The organism is Roseomonas sp. GC11 (assembly GCF_024437745.1).
GTDB lineage: Bacteria > Pseudomonadota > Alphaproteobacteria > Acetobacterales > Acetobacteraceae > Pseudoroseomonas.
Genome location: NZ_JANFNY010000098.1, coordinates 1 through 13,920 on the forward strand (window position 1 = coordinate 1; position 13,920 = coordinate 13,920).

9 protein-coding genes, 1 other RNA gene and 2 pseudogenes are annotated in these 13,920 nt (G+C 73.2%); 2 read left to right on the forward strand and 10 right to left on the reverse strand.

Annotation, left to right across the window (positions count from 1 at the left end; translation table 11 throughout):
• The 7 genes and pseudogenes from NON00_RS21525 to NON00_RS21555 all read right to left on the reverse strand — a co-directional run.
• Positions 1 to 519: pseudogene (locus tag NON00_RS21525) on the reverse strand (hypothetical protein); the annotation flags it as partial.
• A complete protein-coding gene (gene rsmH / locus NON00_RS21530; RefSeq protein WP_256024809.1) occupies positions 519 to 1,457 on the reverse strand; it encodes a 16S rRNA (cytosine(1402)-N(4))-methyltransferase RsmH in 939 nt (312 codons plus the stop codon). The gene rsmH and the pseudogene NON00_RS21525, both read right to left, overlap by 1 nt.
• Entirely contained in the window at positions 1,454 to 1,933 is a 480-nt protein-coding gene (mraZ, locus tag NON00_RS21535) for a division/cell wall cluster transcriptional repressor MraZ (RefSeq protein ID WP_256024810.1), read from the reverse strand. Before mraZ ends, rsmH begins: the two co-directional genes overlap by 4 nt.
• Before the next feature lie 287 nt (positions 1,934 to 2,220).
• Positions 2,221 to 2,634: RNase P RNA component class A (gene rnpB / locus NON00_RS21540), an RNA gene on the reverse strand.
• A gap of 76 nt (positions 2,635 to 2,710) precedes the next feature.
• Complete coding sequence (locus tag NON00_RS21545; RefSeq protein WP_256024811.1) at positions 2,711 to 3,481, reverse strand: N-acetylmuramoyl-L-alanine amidase; 771 nt, start codon at positions 3,479 to 3,481, stop codon at positions 2,711 to 2,713.
• Complete coding sequence (locus NON00_RS21550; RefSeq protein WP_256024812.1) at positions 3,478 to 4,236, reverse strand: TerB family tellurite resistance protein; 759 nt, start codon at positions 4,234 to 4,236, stop codon at positions 3,478 to 3,480. The genes NON00_RS21545 and NON00_RS21550 overlap by 4 nt, the downstream gene beginning before the upstream one ends.
• Positions 4,237 to 4,556: 320 nt before the next feature.
• Entirely contained in the window at positions 4,557 to 5,060 is a 504-nt protein-coding gene (locus tag NON00_RS21555) for a winged helix DNA-binding protein (RefSeq protein WP_256024813.1), read from the reverse strand.
• Between the two features lie 65 nt (positions 5,061 to 5,125).
• On the opposite strand from NON00_RS21555, the gene NON00_RS21560 reads away from it, so the two are divergent.
• Entirely contained in the window at positions 5,126 to 8,776 is a 3,651-nt protein-coding gene (locus NON00_RS21560; RefSeq protein ID WP_256024814.1) for a hydantoinase B/oxoprolinase family protein, read from the forward strand.
• Complete coding sequence (locus tag NON00_RS21565) at positions 8,776 to 11,745, forward strand: AsmA family protein (RefSeq protein ID WP_256024815.1); 2,970 nt, start codon at positions 8,776 to 8,778, stop codon at positions 11,743 to 11,745. The genes NON00_RS21560 and NON00_RS21565 overlap by 1 nt, the downstream gene beginning before the upstream one ends.
• 150 nt (positions 11,746 to 11,895) lie before the next feature.
• Here the strand turns inward: NON00_RS21565 and NON00_RS21570 are convergent, their stop codons facing one another.
• From NON00_RS21570 to NON00_RS21580, 3 genes and pseudogenes are all read right to left on the reverse strand, one after another.
• Positions 11,896 to 12,120 (reverse strand): ribbon-helix-helix domain-containing protein, encoded by a 225-nt coding sequence (locus NON00_RS21570; protein ID WP_256024816.1) that lies wholly within the window; start codon positions 12,118 to 12,120, stop codon positions 11,896 to 11,898.
• Positions 12,117 to 13,565 carry a lyase family protein gene (locus NON00_RS21575; protein WP_256024817.1) on the reverse strand — a complete coding sequence of 483 codons (1,449 nt, stop codon included), beginning with the start codon at positions 13,563 to 13,565 and terminating at the stop codon, positions 12,117 to 12,119. Before NON00_RS21575 ends, NON00_RS21570 begins: the two co-directional genes overlap by 4 nt.
• 90 nt (positions 13,566 to 13,655) lie before the next feature.
• Positions 13,656 to 13,920 (reverse strand): annotated as a pseudogene (locus NON00_RS21580) (hypothetical protein); the annotation flags it as partial.

A 13,920-nucleotide genomic window follows, 5' to 3' on the forward strand; every position in this document is an offset into this window, starting at 1 on the left:
CTGCACGGCCGGGGCGGGCAGCGGCGCCGGCACGCTGCGCGGCGCCGTGGCGGCGGCCAGGGCGGCGGCGGTGGCGGCGGCCATCGCCATGTTGCCGGCGGGAGTGCCAGGGGAGGTCCCGGGGGAGGTCCCGGGGGCGGCCGCCGGGGCGGGCAGGGCACCACCGGCCGGGCGCGCCGCCAGCGCCGTGTTCGGCGCCGTGCCGAACAGGCTCACCGGCCCGGCGAAAGCCACCGCCTGCGGCAGGCGCCGCTCCAGCTCCGGCATGCGGACGAACTGGGTGGGCTGCATCGCCTCCAGCGGCAGGTGCTTCTGCGCCACCTGGCGCAGCCGCTCCGGCTCGTTCAGCAGGGCCCATTCGGCGCGCAGCACCTGGCTGCGCTCGCGCGCCGCCTCGATGCGCTTGTTGAGGTCGCGCAGCTCGCGGTCCAGCTGCGTCGCCGCCTCCTCCGCGCGGTAGACGTGCCAGCCCACCAGGCTGAAGGCGGCGATGGCAACCACGGTCAGGGGGCGGAACATCAGGCCGTCTCCAGTTTCTCAAGGGCCCGCAGGCGGGCGGAGCGGGCGCGCGGGTTGGCCGATGTCTCGGCCTCCCCCGGGCGCTGCGCGTTGTTGGCCACCAGCCGGAAGGCGGGCTTCGCGGCCCCGCCGAGCAGGGCCGAGGGATCGTGGCGCGAGGCGCCGGGGCCGCGCCCCGCCGCCTGCTGCATGAAGCGCTTGACGATGCGGTCCTCCAGCGAGTGGAAGGCCACCACCACCAGCCGCCCGCCGGGCGCCAGCAGCCGCGCCGCCGCGGCCAGGCCGCGCTCCACCTCGCCCAGCTCGTCATTCACCTTGAGCCGCAGCGCCTGGAAGGAGCGCGTCGCGCTGTCGATGCCCGAAGGGTCGCGCGGCATGACGGAATGGATGATCTGGCGCAGCCGGCCGGTGGTCTCGATGGGCGCCTCGCGCCGCGCGGCGACGAGGGCGCGGGCGATGCGGCGGGAATGCCGCTCCTCGCCCAGCTGCCACAGGATGTCGGCCAGCTCGGCCTCCGGCAGGCCGTTCACGAGATCGGCCGCCGAGGGGCCGGCCTTCTCCATCCGCATGTCGAGCGGGCCGTCGAAGCGGAAGGAGAAGCCGCGCTCCGCCTGGTCGAGCTGGAAGGAGGAGACGCCGAGATCCAGCACCACCCCGTCCAGCGCGGTGACGCCGCGCTCGGCCAGGCGGTCCTGCATCTCGCCGAAGCGGCTTTCCACCAGGGTCAGGCGCCCCGGGAAGGCGGCCAGCAGCGCCTGGCCGCGGGCGATGGCGTCCGGGTCGCGGTCGAAGGCATAGAGGCTGCAGGCGGCGCGGCCGAGGATGGCGCGGGCATAGCCGCCGCCGCCGAAGGTGCCATCCACATAGGTGGCGCCGTCGCGCGGGGCGAGGTTGTCCAGCACCTCGGCCAGCATCACCGGGACATGGCCGCCGCTCATGCCGCGCCCCCCGCCGGGCGGGTGCCCGGGCGCAGCGCCGGCAGGGTCAGGGCGCGCTCACGGGCGCGGGCCCGCGATTCCTCCACATGCCGCTTCGCCGCCTCCGGCTCCCAGAGCTGGAAGATGCGGCCCAGGCCGAGGAAGGTGATCGTCTCCCCCAGCCCGGCATGGGCAATCAACTCTTCGGGCAGCATGATCCGTCCTTCGCCATCGGGGCGCATGGGGTGGGCATCCGCGAACAGGGCCGCGGCCATGTCGTCCTGGGCGTCGGAAAAGATGTCGAACTGGTCGATCCCGCCCGCCATTTCCTCGAAGGCCGGCAGGGGCCAGGCCTCGATGCAGGTGGCGCGGTGGGAGGGGCGCAGCACCATCTCCTCGGTCCCGAGGCGGGCGAGCTCCGCGCGGAAGGGCGCCGGGACGGAAACGCGCCCCTTGCGGTCCAGCCGATTGGTGTGAGTGCCCATGAACCGGGTCATCGATGCCGCCCTGTCCCCCTGCGGCGGTGATCACGCGCTCCGGCCGGTAAGCGGCCGGCAGGGCCCCCCGACCCCGCCGGCTCACCCGACCATCCCCTTCACGGATCCCTCGCCCCCCCGAGCAACGGATCGTTCATGGGATGAGGTGGGATATCATGGGTTGAGTTTGGGCAGCAAGGGCAAAACCGGTTGTACCCCCCACCCCAAAGACAACAAAAACATGATTCTAGCGCGCAAAGCGGGCTTTGCGTCTGATCACTGTTCGGTTTGTGAGGGAAGGGGGGTAGAGCGTCAGACGGCCTGTAAGCCGGGTTCTGTCCATCCCCTCCGGCATGCCGGGGAGATGAGGCGACCATTCCTCTGGGACATGCCTCGCGGCATGCCTCTCGCGGCCAACCCGGGTGGCGGGACGGGAACGTCCCCGCGGCCGAGTCCCTCACGGAACTCCCGCCGGCCACCCCTATTCGGCCTTGCTCCCGGTGGGGTTTACCGTGCCACCCCTGTTGCCAGGGGCGCGGTGCGCTCTTACCGCACCGTTTCACCCTTACCGGGGCGGCAAGCCGGCCCGGCGGTCTGATTTCTGTGGCACTATCCCTGGGGTCGCCCCCGCCGGCCGTTGACCGGCACCGTATTCCCGTGGAGCCCGGACTTTCCTCCAGCCCCGGGACCTGCCCGGAACCAGCGGCCGCCCGGCCGTCTGACGCGGCGCCGATGTGCGCCGCAGCGCAGCACAAGTCAACGGGGTGGAACCCCCGGTTGTGCATGAAAAGTTAAAAATCAGCCGCCGCGTTCGGCCAGCTCCGCCACCGCCTCGAGTCGGGCCAGGGTGCCCGCATCGGGCTCGCCCGTCACCGCTTCCGGCCGCCAGTGGCGCTGGAAGGCCACCAGGGCGAGGTGCGGCCGCGCCGGGTCCAGCGGATAGCCGATTCGGCCCAGCAGTTCCGCCGCCCGCGCCGCGCCGCCGGCGGGCAGGGAGGTGCCGCCGCCCGGCACCCCCTCCGGCCAGAGGCCGATGCCATTGGCCGCCAGCCCCTCCCAGTCGAACAGCTCGCCCGGGTCCTGCTTGCGGTCGGGGGCGATGTCGCTATGGGCCACTACATTGCGCGCCGGGATGGGGTGGCGGCCCAGCAGGTCCAGGCACAGCTCCGCCACCGCCGCCATCTGCAGGGCGGGGAAGGGGCGGTAGCCCCATTCATGGCCGGGATTGACGATCTCGATGCCCAGGCTGCGCCCGTTCAGCAGGCTGTGGCCGCGCCAGAAGGACTTCCCGGCATGCCAGGCGCGGCACGACTCGGGCACCAGCCGCCAGATCAGCCCATCCTCCTCCACCACATAGTGGCTGGAGACGGGGGGGAGGGGTGCCGGCGGCGCGGGGTCGCAGAGCCGGTCCAGCGCCTCCGCCGCGCTGCGCATGCCGGTATAGTGCAACACCAGCACATCGACCGGCACGCCATCAGGCCGGGCATCGTGGTTGGGGCTGGGCCGCTCGCGGCAGCCGAGCGGGTCGGGCGTGCCCGATCCGGCCCGGCCGGCGGCGGCGCGGCTCACAGCCCGCGCTCCCGCTTGATGCTGTCCCACGCCGCGTTGATTTCCGCCACGCGCTCCGAGGCGCGGCGCATCAGCGCCTCCGGCACGCCGCGCGCGGCCATGATGTCCGGGTGGTGCTCGCGCATCAGCCGGCGCCAGGCCTGGCGCACCTCGTCATCCGTCGCGCTGCGGGTGACGCCGAGCACGGCATAGGGGTCCACCGCCGGGGTCTGGCTGGGCGGCGGGCGGCTGGCGCTGGCGCGCTCCGCGCTCTCGTCATCCAGGCGGAAGCTCTGCCGCACACGGGCGAGGAAGATGGCCTCGTTGCGCGTCAGCTGCCCATCGGCGCGGGCGATGTGGTGCAGGGCGGAGAGCACCTCCTCCAGCATCGCCGGATTGTCGGCGAAGGCCTCGCCCAGCCGGTTGGCGAAGGATTCATAGCCACCGGCATCCTCCCGCGCCTTGTCGAAGAGCAGCCCGACCTCGCGCTGGTTTTCCTGCGGGATGCGGAAGGCGCGCTTGAAGGCGTCGATCTCCTCCCGCTTCACGGGGCCGTCGCACTTGGCCAGCTTGGCCGAGAGCACGATGACGCTGATGGAAAACAGCTGGTCCCGGTTGGTGATGCGGGCGATGGCTTCCGGCCGCGCGTCCAGCTCCGGCGGCTTGGCCGCGCCTTCATCGGCCGCGTGGCCCAGCGCCGCACCCACCACCGCGCCGAACGGCCCGCCCATGGCGAAGCCGGTCATGCCGCCCAGAATCTTGCCCCAGATGCTCAAACGCGGCTCATCCCGGTTGTTCTCGTCCCCTGCGCGATCCTCTGCCCCGCATATGCCATATCGGGGCTGGCCTGTCGCCGAATCGTGTGACACCCGGCGCTGCAACCTATGCGCCATTCAGCGTGCAGGAGGCTTAACGTTACAACCTCGATCTGTCCGGGGCGAGAGAGGCTTCAGGAAAGTGTTCTTTTTTGAAAAAAAGAACCAAAAAACTTTTTCAGTGCAGCGTCCCGCCTGGACGGGAGACGGCGGCAGCCTGGAAAGGTCTTTTTGCTTCTTTTTCTTTAGAAAAAGAAGATTCTAAAAAATATCCATACTTCTCACAGCGTCGCCGCCGCCCGCGCCGCCTGCTCGTAGAAGCCCGAGAGGCTGCGCAGCAGTGTCGCCACCTCCGACAGCCGCGCCGCCTCCGGCCCGCCCTGCGCCACCGGCCCGGCCAGCATCGCCTCGCGGATGGCGGCATAGCGGGCGCAGAATTCCTGCCCGCGCTCGGTCATCCGCACCACCTTCTCCTTGCCCTCCCGCCCGGCGGCGATGAGGCCCAGCCGCTCCAGCTTGCGCAGGGCATAGGTCAGCAGGTGGGCATCGTCGATCGCCAGGGCCAGGGCGATCTCGGCCTGGCGCTTGGGGCGGTTGCGGTGGCGGATGGTGTTCACCACCACCACCTCCAGCGCCGAGAGGCCGGGCTGCCCGGCGGCGGTGGCGCAGTGCACCATCCAGCGGTGATAGGCCGCCCCCAGCAGGTTCAGGCCATATTCGACTTCCGACAGCGCCGGGGCGGCGCCGGCGGCCAGATGCTCGGCGGAGACGATGGGGCTGCTCATGCGGGGATGTTGACGATTTACCGACAAATCGTCAACGTCGCGCCGACAGCAGAAGGACAGGGCTCATGGCGGGCTGGCAGTTCTGGATCGATCGCGGCGGCACCTTCACCGACATCGTGGCGCGCGACCCGGAGGGGCGCTTCTCCACCCACAAGCTGCTCTCGGAGAATCCGGGGCGCTACCGTGACGCGGCGGTGGCGGGCATCCGCGCCTGCCTGGGCCTGGAGGAAGGCGCGGCCATTCCGCCCGGCACCATCGAGGCGGTGAAGATGGGCACCACGGTGGCCACCAACGCCCTGCTGGAGCGCAAGGGCGAGCGGGTGCTGCTGCTGGTCAACCGGGGCTTCGCCGATGCGCTGCGCATCGGCAACCAGGCGCGGCCGCGGCTGTTCGACCTGGAGATCCGCCTGCCCGAGCTGCTGCATGAGCGCGCCGTGGAAATCGGCGGCCGCATCGCCGCCGATGGCACGGAGATCGAGGCGCTCGACGAGGCCACCGCCCGCGCCGAGTTGCAGAAGGGCTTCGACGAGGGCTTCCGCGCCGTCGCCATCGTGCTGATGCATGCCTGGCTGGCGCCGGAGCATGAGCGGCGCCTGGGCGCCATCGCCCGCGCGGTCGGCTATACCCAGGTCAGCCTCAGCCATGAGGCCAGCCCGCTGCCGCGCATCGTGCCGCGCGGCGACACCACGGTGGTGGATGCCTATCTCTCCCCCATCCTGCGCCGCTATGTGCGGCAGGTGGCGGAGCAGCTTCCGGGCGTGCCGCTGTATTTCATGCAGTCCTCCGGCGGGCTGACGCGCGCCGAGAATTTCCAGGGCAAGGACGCCATCCTCTCCGGCCCGGCGGGCGGCATCGTCGGCGCCGCGCGCACCGCCGCCATGGCGGATCTGGAAAAAATCATCGGCTTCGACATGGGCGGCACCTCGACCGATGTCGCCCTCTATGCCGGCCAGTTCGAGCGCGCCTTCGAGACGGTGGTGGCCGGCGTGCGGATGCGTGCGCCGATGATGGCCATCAACACCGTGGCGGCGGGCGGTGGCTCCATCCTCTCCTTCGATGGCGCGCGCTTCCGCGTCGGGCCGGAGAGCGCCGGCGCCGTGCCCGGCCCGGCCTGCTACCGCCGCGGCGGCCCGCTGACGGTGACGGACGCCAATGTCATGGTGGGCAAGATCCAGCCCGCGCATTTCCCGCCCATTTTCGGGCCGGAGGCCAACCAGCCGCTGGACGCGGCGGTGGTGCGCGGGAAATTCGCCGCCCTGGCGGCGGAGATCGCCGCCGCCACCGGCCAGCCGCCGCAGGACCCGCGCGCCGTGGCCGAGGGTTTTCTGCGGATTGCCGTCGCCAACATGGCGCAGGCCATCAAGCAGGTGTCGATCCAGAAGGGGCACGACCCGGCCAGCCACGCGCTGCAATGCTTCGGCGGCGCGGGCGGGCAGCATGCCTGCCTCGTGGCCGATGAGCTGGGCATGGAGACGGTGTTCATCCACCCCTTCGCCGGCGTGCTCTCCGCCTATGGCATGGGGCTGGCGGACCAGAGCGTGATCCAGGAGGCCGCCATCGAGGCGCCGCTGGACCCGGCGGCGATGGCGGAGCTTGCCGCGCGCATCGCCACGCTGGAGGCGGAGGGCCGCGCCGCCCTGGCTGCCCAGGGCGCCGACCCCGCCCGGCTGCGCGCCGAGCCGCGCCTGCATCTGCGCTATGCCGGCACGGATGCCTTCCTGCCCGTGCCCTTCGGGGCTTTTGACGCGGTGCTGGCCGGTTTCACCGAGGCGCATCGCCGCCGCTTCGGCTTCGCCACGCCTGAGCGCCCGGTGCTGGTGGAGGCCTGCGTGGTCGAGGTCATCGCCCCGGGCGAGGCGGTGGCCGAGCCGCGCCTGCCCGCCCGCATCGCGGGCGAGGCGCCGCCGGTGGTGGACCGCGTGCCGCTCTTCACCGGCGGGGCGGAGCATGACGCCCCGGTGCTGGACCGCGACGCGCTGAAGGCGGGGGACCGCATCGCCGGCCCGGCGCTGATCCGCGAGCGCACGGCGACGACGGTGGTGGAACCCGGCTGGACGGCCGAGGTGACGCCGCTCAACCACATGATCCTGCGCCGCACGACGCCGCGCGCCGGTTCTGCCTTGGATTCTGCCCCTGGTGCTACCCCTGGGGCGGCCACGGGTGCGGAGGCCGCCGCGCGGCCCGATCCGGTGCTGCTCGAACTGTTCAACAACCTGTTCATGAGCATTGCCGAGCAGACCGGCACGGTGCTGCAGAACACGTCTCTCAGCGTGAACATCAAGGAGCGGCTGGATTTCTCCTGCGCCATTTTCGATGCCGAGGGGCGGCTGGTGGCCAATGCGCCGCATGTGCCGGTGCATCTCGGCGCCATGGGGCAGAGCGTGCGCACCGTCATCGACAGCCGCGGCGCCACGCTGAAGCCCGGCGACGTGGTGGCGCTGAACAACCCCTATAATGGCGGCACGCATCTGCCGGATGTCACCGTCATCACCCCCGTCTTCGACGAGCACCAGAAAGACATCCTGTTCTTCGTCGGCTCGCGCGGGCATCACGCCGATATCGGTGGCCTGACCCCCGGCTCCACCCCGCCCGACTCGGCGACGCTGGAGGAAGAGGGCGTCGTCATCGATGATTTTCTTCTCGTGGATGGCGGGGTTTTCCAGGAGGAGGCCTTCCGCGCCCTGCTCTCCGGCGCGACATATCCGGCGCGCGCGCCGGAAGTGAATGTGGCCGACATCAAGGCCCAGGTCGCCGCCAACGAAACCGGCGTGCAGGAGCTGCGCCGCGCCATCGCGCAGTTCGGCCTCGCCACCGTGCGCGCCTATATGCGCCACGTGATGGACAATGCCGAGGAGGCGGTGCGGCAGGTGCTCGACCGCCTCGCCGATGGCGCCTTCGCCTACACGATGGATGACGGCACGCCGCTGCGCGTCGCCGTGCGGGTGGACCGCGCGGCGCGGCGCGCCACCATCGACTTCACCGGCACGGGCGCGCAGAGCGCGGGCAATTTCAACGCGCCCCCCGCCGTCACCCGCGCCGTGGTGCTCTACTGCTTCCGCTGCCTGGTGGGCGAGGACATCCCGCTGAATGATGGCTGCCTCGTGCCGCTCGACATCATCGTGCCGGAGGGCTCCTTCCTGTCGCCGCGCCCCGGCGCCGCGGTGGTCGCCGGCAATACCGAGGTGTCGCAGGCCACGGCGAATGCGCTGCTCGCCGCCCTCGGCGCCTGTGCCGGCGCGCAGGCCACGATGAACAACCTCCTGTTCGGCGACGACCAGTACCAGTATTACGAGACGGTCTGTGGTGGCGTCGGCGCGGGGCCCGGCTTCGCCGGGGCTTCCGCCGTGCAGACGCACATGACCAACACCCGCATGACCGACCCGGAGATCCTGGAGCTGCGCTACCCCGTCCGCCTTGAGGAATTCTCGATCCGCCGGGGCTCCGGCGGGGCCGGGCGCTGGCGCGGTGGCGATGGCGCGCGGCGGCGCATCCGCTTCCTGCGGCCGATGCAGGCCATCATCGTCGCCAGCCGGCGCGAGGTGCCGCCGCATGGCCTGATGGGCGGCGCTGATGGCGCCCCCGGCCGGCAATGGGTGGAGCGGCTGGACGGCACCCGGCAGCCGATGGGCGGGCGCGACCGCGCCACCCTGGCGGCGGGCGAGGTGCTGGGGCTGGAGACCCCCGGCGGTGGCGGCTGGGGCCGCGCCGAGGGCTGATGGCGGAAGGCCCGGCGCAGGCAGCCCCGGTGGATGGGCGGACGGACGGGCGGACGGGCGGGCGGCGGTGGGCCCGGCGGGTGGCGCTCGGCGCGCTCGCCCTGCTGCCGCCGCTGGCCCTGGCCGGGCTCTGGTATGGCCCGCGCCTGACGGACTGGAACGAGCACCGCGACCGGCTGGCCATCCTGGCCGCCGGGCGGCTCGGCCAGCGGGTGACGCTGGCCGGGCCGGTGCGGCTCACTTTGCTGCCGCAGCCCATGCTGGAGGCGGGCGGCGTGACCATCGGCGGGGCGGAGGACGAGATCTCCGTCCGCGCCCGCGCGCTGCGCCTGCGGCTCGACCTGCCGGCGCTGCTGCGGCTGCGGCTGGAGCCGCGCGAGATCACCATCGTCGGTGCCGAGGTGCGGCTGCCCTGGCCGCCCGTGCCGGCGGGCGGGCAGCCCTTCCGCCCGCCGCCCTGGCTGACCGGGTTGCAGGGCCGCATCCAGGATTCCCGCGTCACCATCGGGCAGGTGGCGCTGGAGCGGGTGGAGGCCGACCTCGCCGCCGCCACGGCCAGCGAGGCGCTGCGCATCCAGGGCCGCTTCCGCTGGCGGCAGACGGATGTGGAATTCGACACCACGCTGGGCCGCGCCGGCTGGGATGGCATCGCCCCCCTGGCGCTGACGCTGACCGGCGCGCGCGCCTCCGCCTCGGCCAGCGGCGTGCTGCTGCCGGAAGGCGGTTTCGAGGGCACGCTCCAGGGCGGCGGGGCGGATCTCTCCGCCCTGCTGCCGGCCCCGGCGGGCAGTTTCCGCCTGCGCGGCCGGCTCTCCGCCAGCGCCGACCTGCTGACCGCCGATGAACTGGCCCTCGACCTCGCCGGCAGCCCGGCGCGCGGTGCCGCCACGCTGCGCCTCGCCCCGGCGCCGCGGCTGGATGTCGCCCTCGTCACCGGGCGGGTGGAGCTGGACCCCTGGCTGGCGGCGCTGCGCGGCGCCGGGGCGCTGCCGCTGCCTTTCAGCCTGGATCTCTCGGCCGAGGCCGCCGCCTTCCGGGGCGTGACGCTGCGCCGCCTGCGCGGCGCCGCCTTCCTGGAGGGGGAGCGGCTGGCCTTCACCGATGTCGGCGCCGTGCTGCCCGGTGATACCGAGGTGGAACTCTCCGGCACCACCACGGCACGCGCCGGGGGAGGGGCAGGGGCAGGGGCAGGGAGCGGTGGCCGGCTGGAGGCCGCCATCCGCTTCCAGGGCGGCGCGCTGCGCGCCACGCTCCAGGCGCTCGGCCTGCCGGTGGAGGGCACGGACCCCACCCGCCTGCGCAGCGGGGAGGGCCGCTTCCGCCTGGTGCTGGACGATGCCCAGGCCGCCATCCCCGAATTCACCGCCACGCTCGATGGCGGGCGCGTCTCGGGGGCCGGGGTGTGGCGCTTCGGCGCCCGGCCGGCGCTCGGCCTGGGGCTGACGCTGGAGCGCCTGCCGCTGGATGGCTGGGTGGCGCCGGGCACGCTCTCCGGCCTGGGCTGGGCCGGGTGGCAGCAGCGCCTCGCCGGCTTCGACGCCAATCTGCGCCTCGCCGCCGAGCAGGCCAGCTGGGACGGTCTCGCCATCCAGGGGCTTTCCGCCGATGCCTCGCTGGAGAATGGGCGGCTGACGGCGCGCCGCCTCTCCGGCCGGGTGGCGGAGAGCGATGTGGCGCTGTCCGGCGTGCTGCAGTTCGGCGCGCAGCCGCGGCTGTCGGATGTCGCGCTGGAGGTGGGCGCGGCCGCCGCCGGGCCGCTGCTGGCGCTGCTGCCCGGCCCCTGGCCGGACCGCATGCCGGTGGCCGCCGCGCCGCTGGCGCTGCGCCTCTCGGGCAGCGGGCCGGTCAATGCCGTGGCGCTGCGCGGCGGGCTGGATCTCGGCGACCTGCGCGCCGAGGCCAATGGCGCGCTGGACCTGACGGCGCCGCGCTACACCGGCACGCTGACGCTGCGCCACCCCGGCGCGCCGCGCCTGCTGGCCGAGGGCTTCGGCTGGGTGCCGCCGCCCTGGCTGGGGGAGGGCTCGCTGTCGCTGATCGCCGGGCTGGCGCTGGGGCCGCAGGACTGGACGGCGGAGAGCTTCGACCTTGTGGCCGCCGGGCTGCGCCTGGGCGGGCAGGTGACGCTCTCCCGCCCGCAGGGCGTGCCGCGCCTGACCGGGCGGCTGGCGGCGGAGCGCCTGCCGCTGCCCTGGATCGACCTCGCCTCGCGCGAGCCGCTGGCGCTGGACGCGCTGGCGGGGTGGGAGGCGGAGCTGGCCCTGTCCGCGCAGGCGGTGGAGCCCGCCGGGCTGCCCGCCCTGGCCCAGGCCGCCGCCACGCTGCGCCTGCGGGAGCGCGTGCTGGCGCTGGAGAATCTTCAGTTTCAACTGATGGGGGGGCGGCTGAACGGCGCGGTGCGGCTGGAGGCCGGGGCCAGCCCGCCGGTGCTGGCGGTGCAGGGCCGGCTGGCGGGGCTGTCGCTCGGCCTGCCGCTGAGCGGGCTGCCGGTGGATCTGACGGCCGGGCGCATCGATGCCGAGGCCGAGCTGCGCGCCGCCGGCTTCAGCCCCGCCGCCCTGCTGGCGACGCTGGAGGGATCGGGGCGCGTGGCGGTGCGCGATGGCGTGCTGTCGGGCACCGATCTGCGCGCCGCCCAGGCGGCGAGCGAGCGGGACGGGCTGGCCACCGCCGAGGCCGGGCTGCGCGCCGCCCTGGCCGAGGGTGCGACCGCCTTCGAGGCGGCCGAGCTGGGGCTGAAGCTGGAAGGCGGCCGGGCGGTGCTGGAGAATGGCCGCATGGCCCTGCCGGAAGCGCCGGGGGCCAGGCTCTCGGGCGAGGTGGATCTGGCGCGCGGCGGCATGGACCTGTTGCTGGCGACGCGGGATGGCGATGCGCCGGCCTTCGGGCTGCGGCTGACCGGGCCGCTGGGGGCGCCGCGCCGGGTGCCGGAACTGGCGGACTGGCTGCGCTGGCGCGCGGCGCGCTGAGGCGATCCAGGGGGCTCCGCCCCCTGACCCCCGCCGGGGTGGCACGGCCACCCCGGACCCCGCGTCCAGATAGCGAAAACTGATGGCGGGGTCCGGGGGAACCCTGTTCCCCCGGCCGAGGGGTCTGGGGAGGCGGAGCCTCCCCAGGGGTTATTCCTTGCTGCTGCGGAGCAGGGCCTCCACCCGGAGGGCGCTGGCGAGCGGCATATCGGGCTCGGCGCGGGCGGCGTCGACGCGCTGGACGAGGGCGGAGAGCGTGATGCTCTCCGCCGCGGCGATCCGTTCCAGCGCCGACCAGAAGGGGGCCTCCAGCGCCACGCTGGTGCGATGCCCCGCCAGGGTGAAGGAGCGCTTCAGCAGGTGTCGTCCGGTCATCCGGCTCCATCCAGGGTGGCGCCTGGGGTGACCATCAGCTCGGGCCGCACCCAGGCATCGAAATCCTCCGGCCGTACATGGCCGAGGCGATCAGCGGCTTCGCGCAGGGTCAGGTTCTCCGCCAGCGCCAGCTTCGCCGTCGCCACGGCCTTGTCATAGCCGATGCGGGGGTTCAGAACCGTTACCAGCATCAGCGACTTCGCCAGATTTTCCGCGATGCGTGGCAGGTTCGGCTGCAACTTGTCCACCATGTTGGCGGCGAAGCTTTCCGCCGCATCCGCCAGCAGGGCGATGGATTGCAGCGTGGCGTGGATGATCACCGGCTTGAACACGTTCAGTTCCAGGTGACCCTGGGCCCCGGCCACGGTGATGGTGGTGTGGTTGCCCATCACCTGCGCCGCCACCATGGTCAGCGCCTCCGACTGCGTCGGGTTGGTCTTGCCCGGCATGATGGAGGAGGACAGCCCGTCCGCCGGGATGAACAACTCGGAAAAACCACTGCGCGGGCCGCTGCCCAGCAGGCGGATATCATTGCCGATTTTGGTCAGCGAGACGGCCAGGGTGTTCAGCACCCCGGCCAGTTCGACAAAGGCATCCTCCGCCCCCATGCCCTCGAACTTGTTGGGGTTGGGCTGGAAGTCGAGGCCGGTGAGGGCGCGGATGCGGGCGCAGAAGGCGGTGTCGAAATCCTTGTGGCGGTTGAGGCCGGTGCCCACCGCCGTGCCGCCCTGCGGCAGCAGCAGCAGGCGCGGCAGGGCGCCGCGCAGCCGGTCCTGGCCATGCGCCACCTGCGCCGCCCAGGCGGCGAATTCCTGCCCCAGCGTCACCGGCACCGCGTCCATCAGATGGGTGCGGCCGACCTTGACGATACCGGCCCATTCCTCCGCCCGCCGCTCCAGCGCCGCGCGCAGCACGCCGAGGGCGGGGAGGAGGCGCTGCGTCACCGCCTCCGCCGCCGCGATGTGCATCATGGTGGGGAAGCTGTCGTTGGAGGACTGGCCGCGATTGACGTGGTCATTCGGGTGCACCGGCTTCCGCGTGCCGAGCGGCTGGCCCAGCATCTCGTTGGCGCGGTTCGAGATGACCTCGTTGGCGTTCATGTTGGTCTGGGTGCCGCTGCCGGTCTGCCAGACGGGGAGGGGGAAATCCTCATCCCGCAGGCCCTCGGCCACCTCGGCGGCGGCGGCGGCGATAGGGCCGGCGAGATCGGCGGGGAGTTCGCCGAGTTCCTGGTTGGCCTCGGCCGCCGCCTGCTTCTGCAGGCCGACGGCGCGGATCAGGAGGCGCGGGAAGCGCTCCGTGCCGATGCGGAAGAGGCGGCGGGCCCGCTCCGTCTGCGGCCCCCAGTAGCGGGCGGCCTCGATCTCGATGGTGCCGAGGCTGTCCGTCTCGGTGCGGGCCGTCTCGGTGCCGGCCGTCTCGGTGCGGGTGCGGGTCGCGGACATGCTGTCCTCCTGCCTGGAATGATCTTCAGGTAGGAAGTGCGCGGCGCCGTCACAGGTTCCAGGCCCGCCGGGAAGGCGGGCCTGCCATGTTCACCAGCCGTAATAGTGGCGCGGCGGCGGCGCGTAGTAGGCGACCGGCGGGGGCGCGTAGACCACGGCCGGGGGCGGCGGCGGGGCATAGTAGGCCACCGGCGGCGGCGCGTAATAGACGCGGGGCGGCGGCGGGGGCGGGGCGTAGTAGGCGACCGGCGGGGGCGGCGGGGCGGCGATGGCGCTGCCCACCAGCGCGCCGACGGCCAGGCCGCCGATGATGCCAGCCGCCACGGCGCCGGGGCCCGGGCCGCGGTGGGGGGGC

Coding starts and splice junctions, on each gene's coding strand:
- NON00_RS21560 (WP_256024814.1), top strand. CDS start 5,126: ATGGCGGGCTGGCAGTTCTGGATCGATCGCGGCGGCACCTTCACCGAC.
- rsmH (WP_256024809.1), bottom strand. CDS start 1,457: ATGAGCGGCGGCCATGTCCCGGTGATGCTGGCCGAGGTGCTGGACAAC.
- NON00_RS21575 (WP_256024817.1), bottom strand. CDS start 13,565: ATGTCCGCGACCCGCACCCGCACCGAGACGGCCGGCACCGAGACGGCC.
- NON00_RS21565 (WP_256024815.1), top strand. CDS start 8,776: ATGGCGGAAGGCCCGGCGCAGGCAGCCCCGGTGGATGGGCGGACGGAC.
- NON00_RS21570 (WP_256024816.1), bottom strand. CDS start 12,120: ATGACCGGACGACACCTGCTGAAGCGCTCCTTCACCCTGGCGGGGCAT.
- NON00_RS21555 (WP_256024813.1), bottom strand. CDS start 5,060: ATGAGCAGCCCCATCGTCTCCGCCGAGCATCTGGCCGCCGGCGCCGCC.
- mraZ (WP_256024810.1), bottom strand. CDS start 1,933: ATGACCCGGTTCATGGGCACTCACACCAATCGGCTGGACCGCAAGGGG.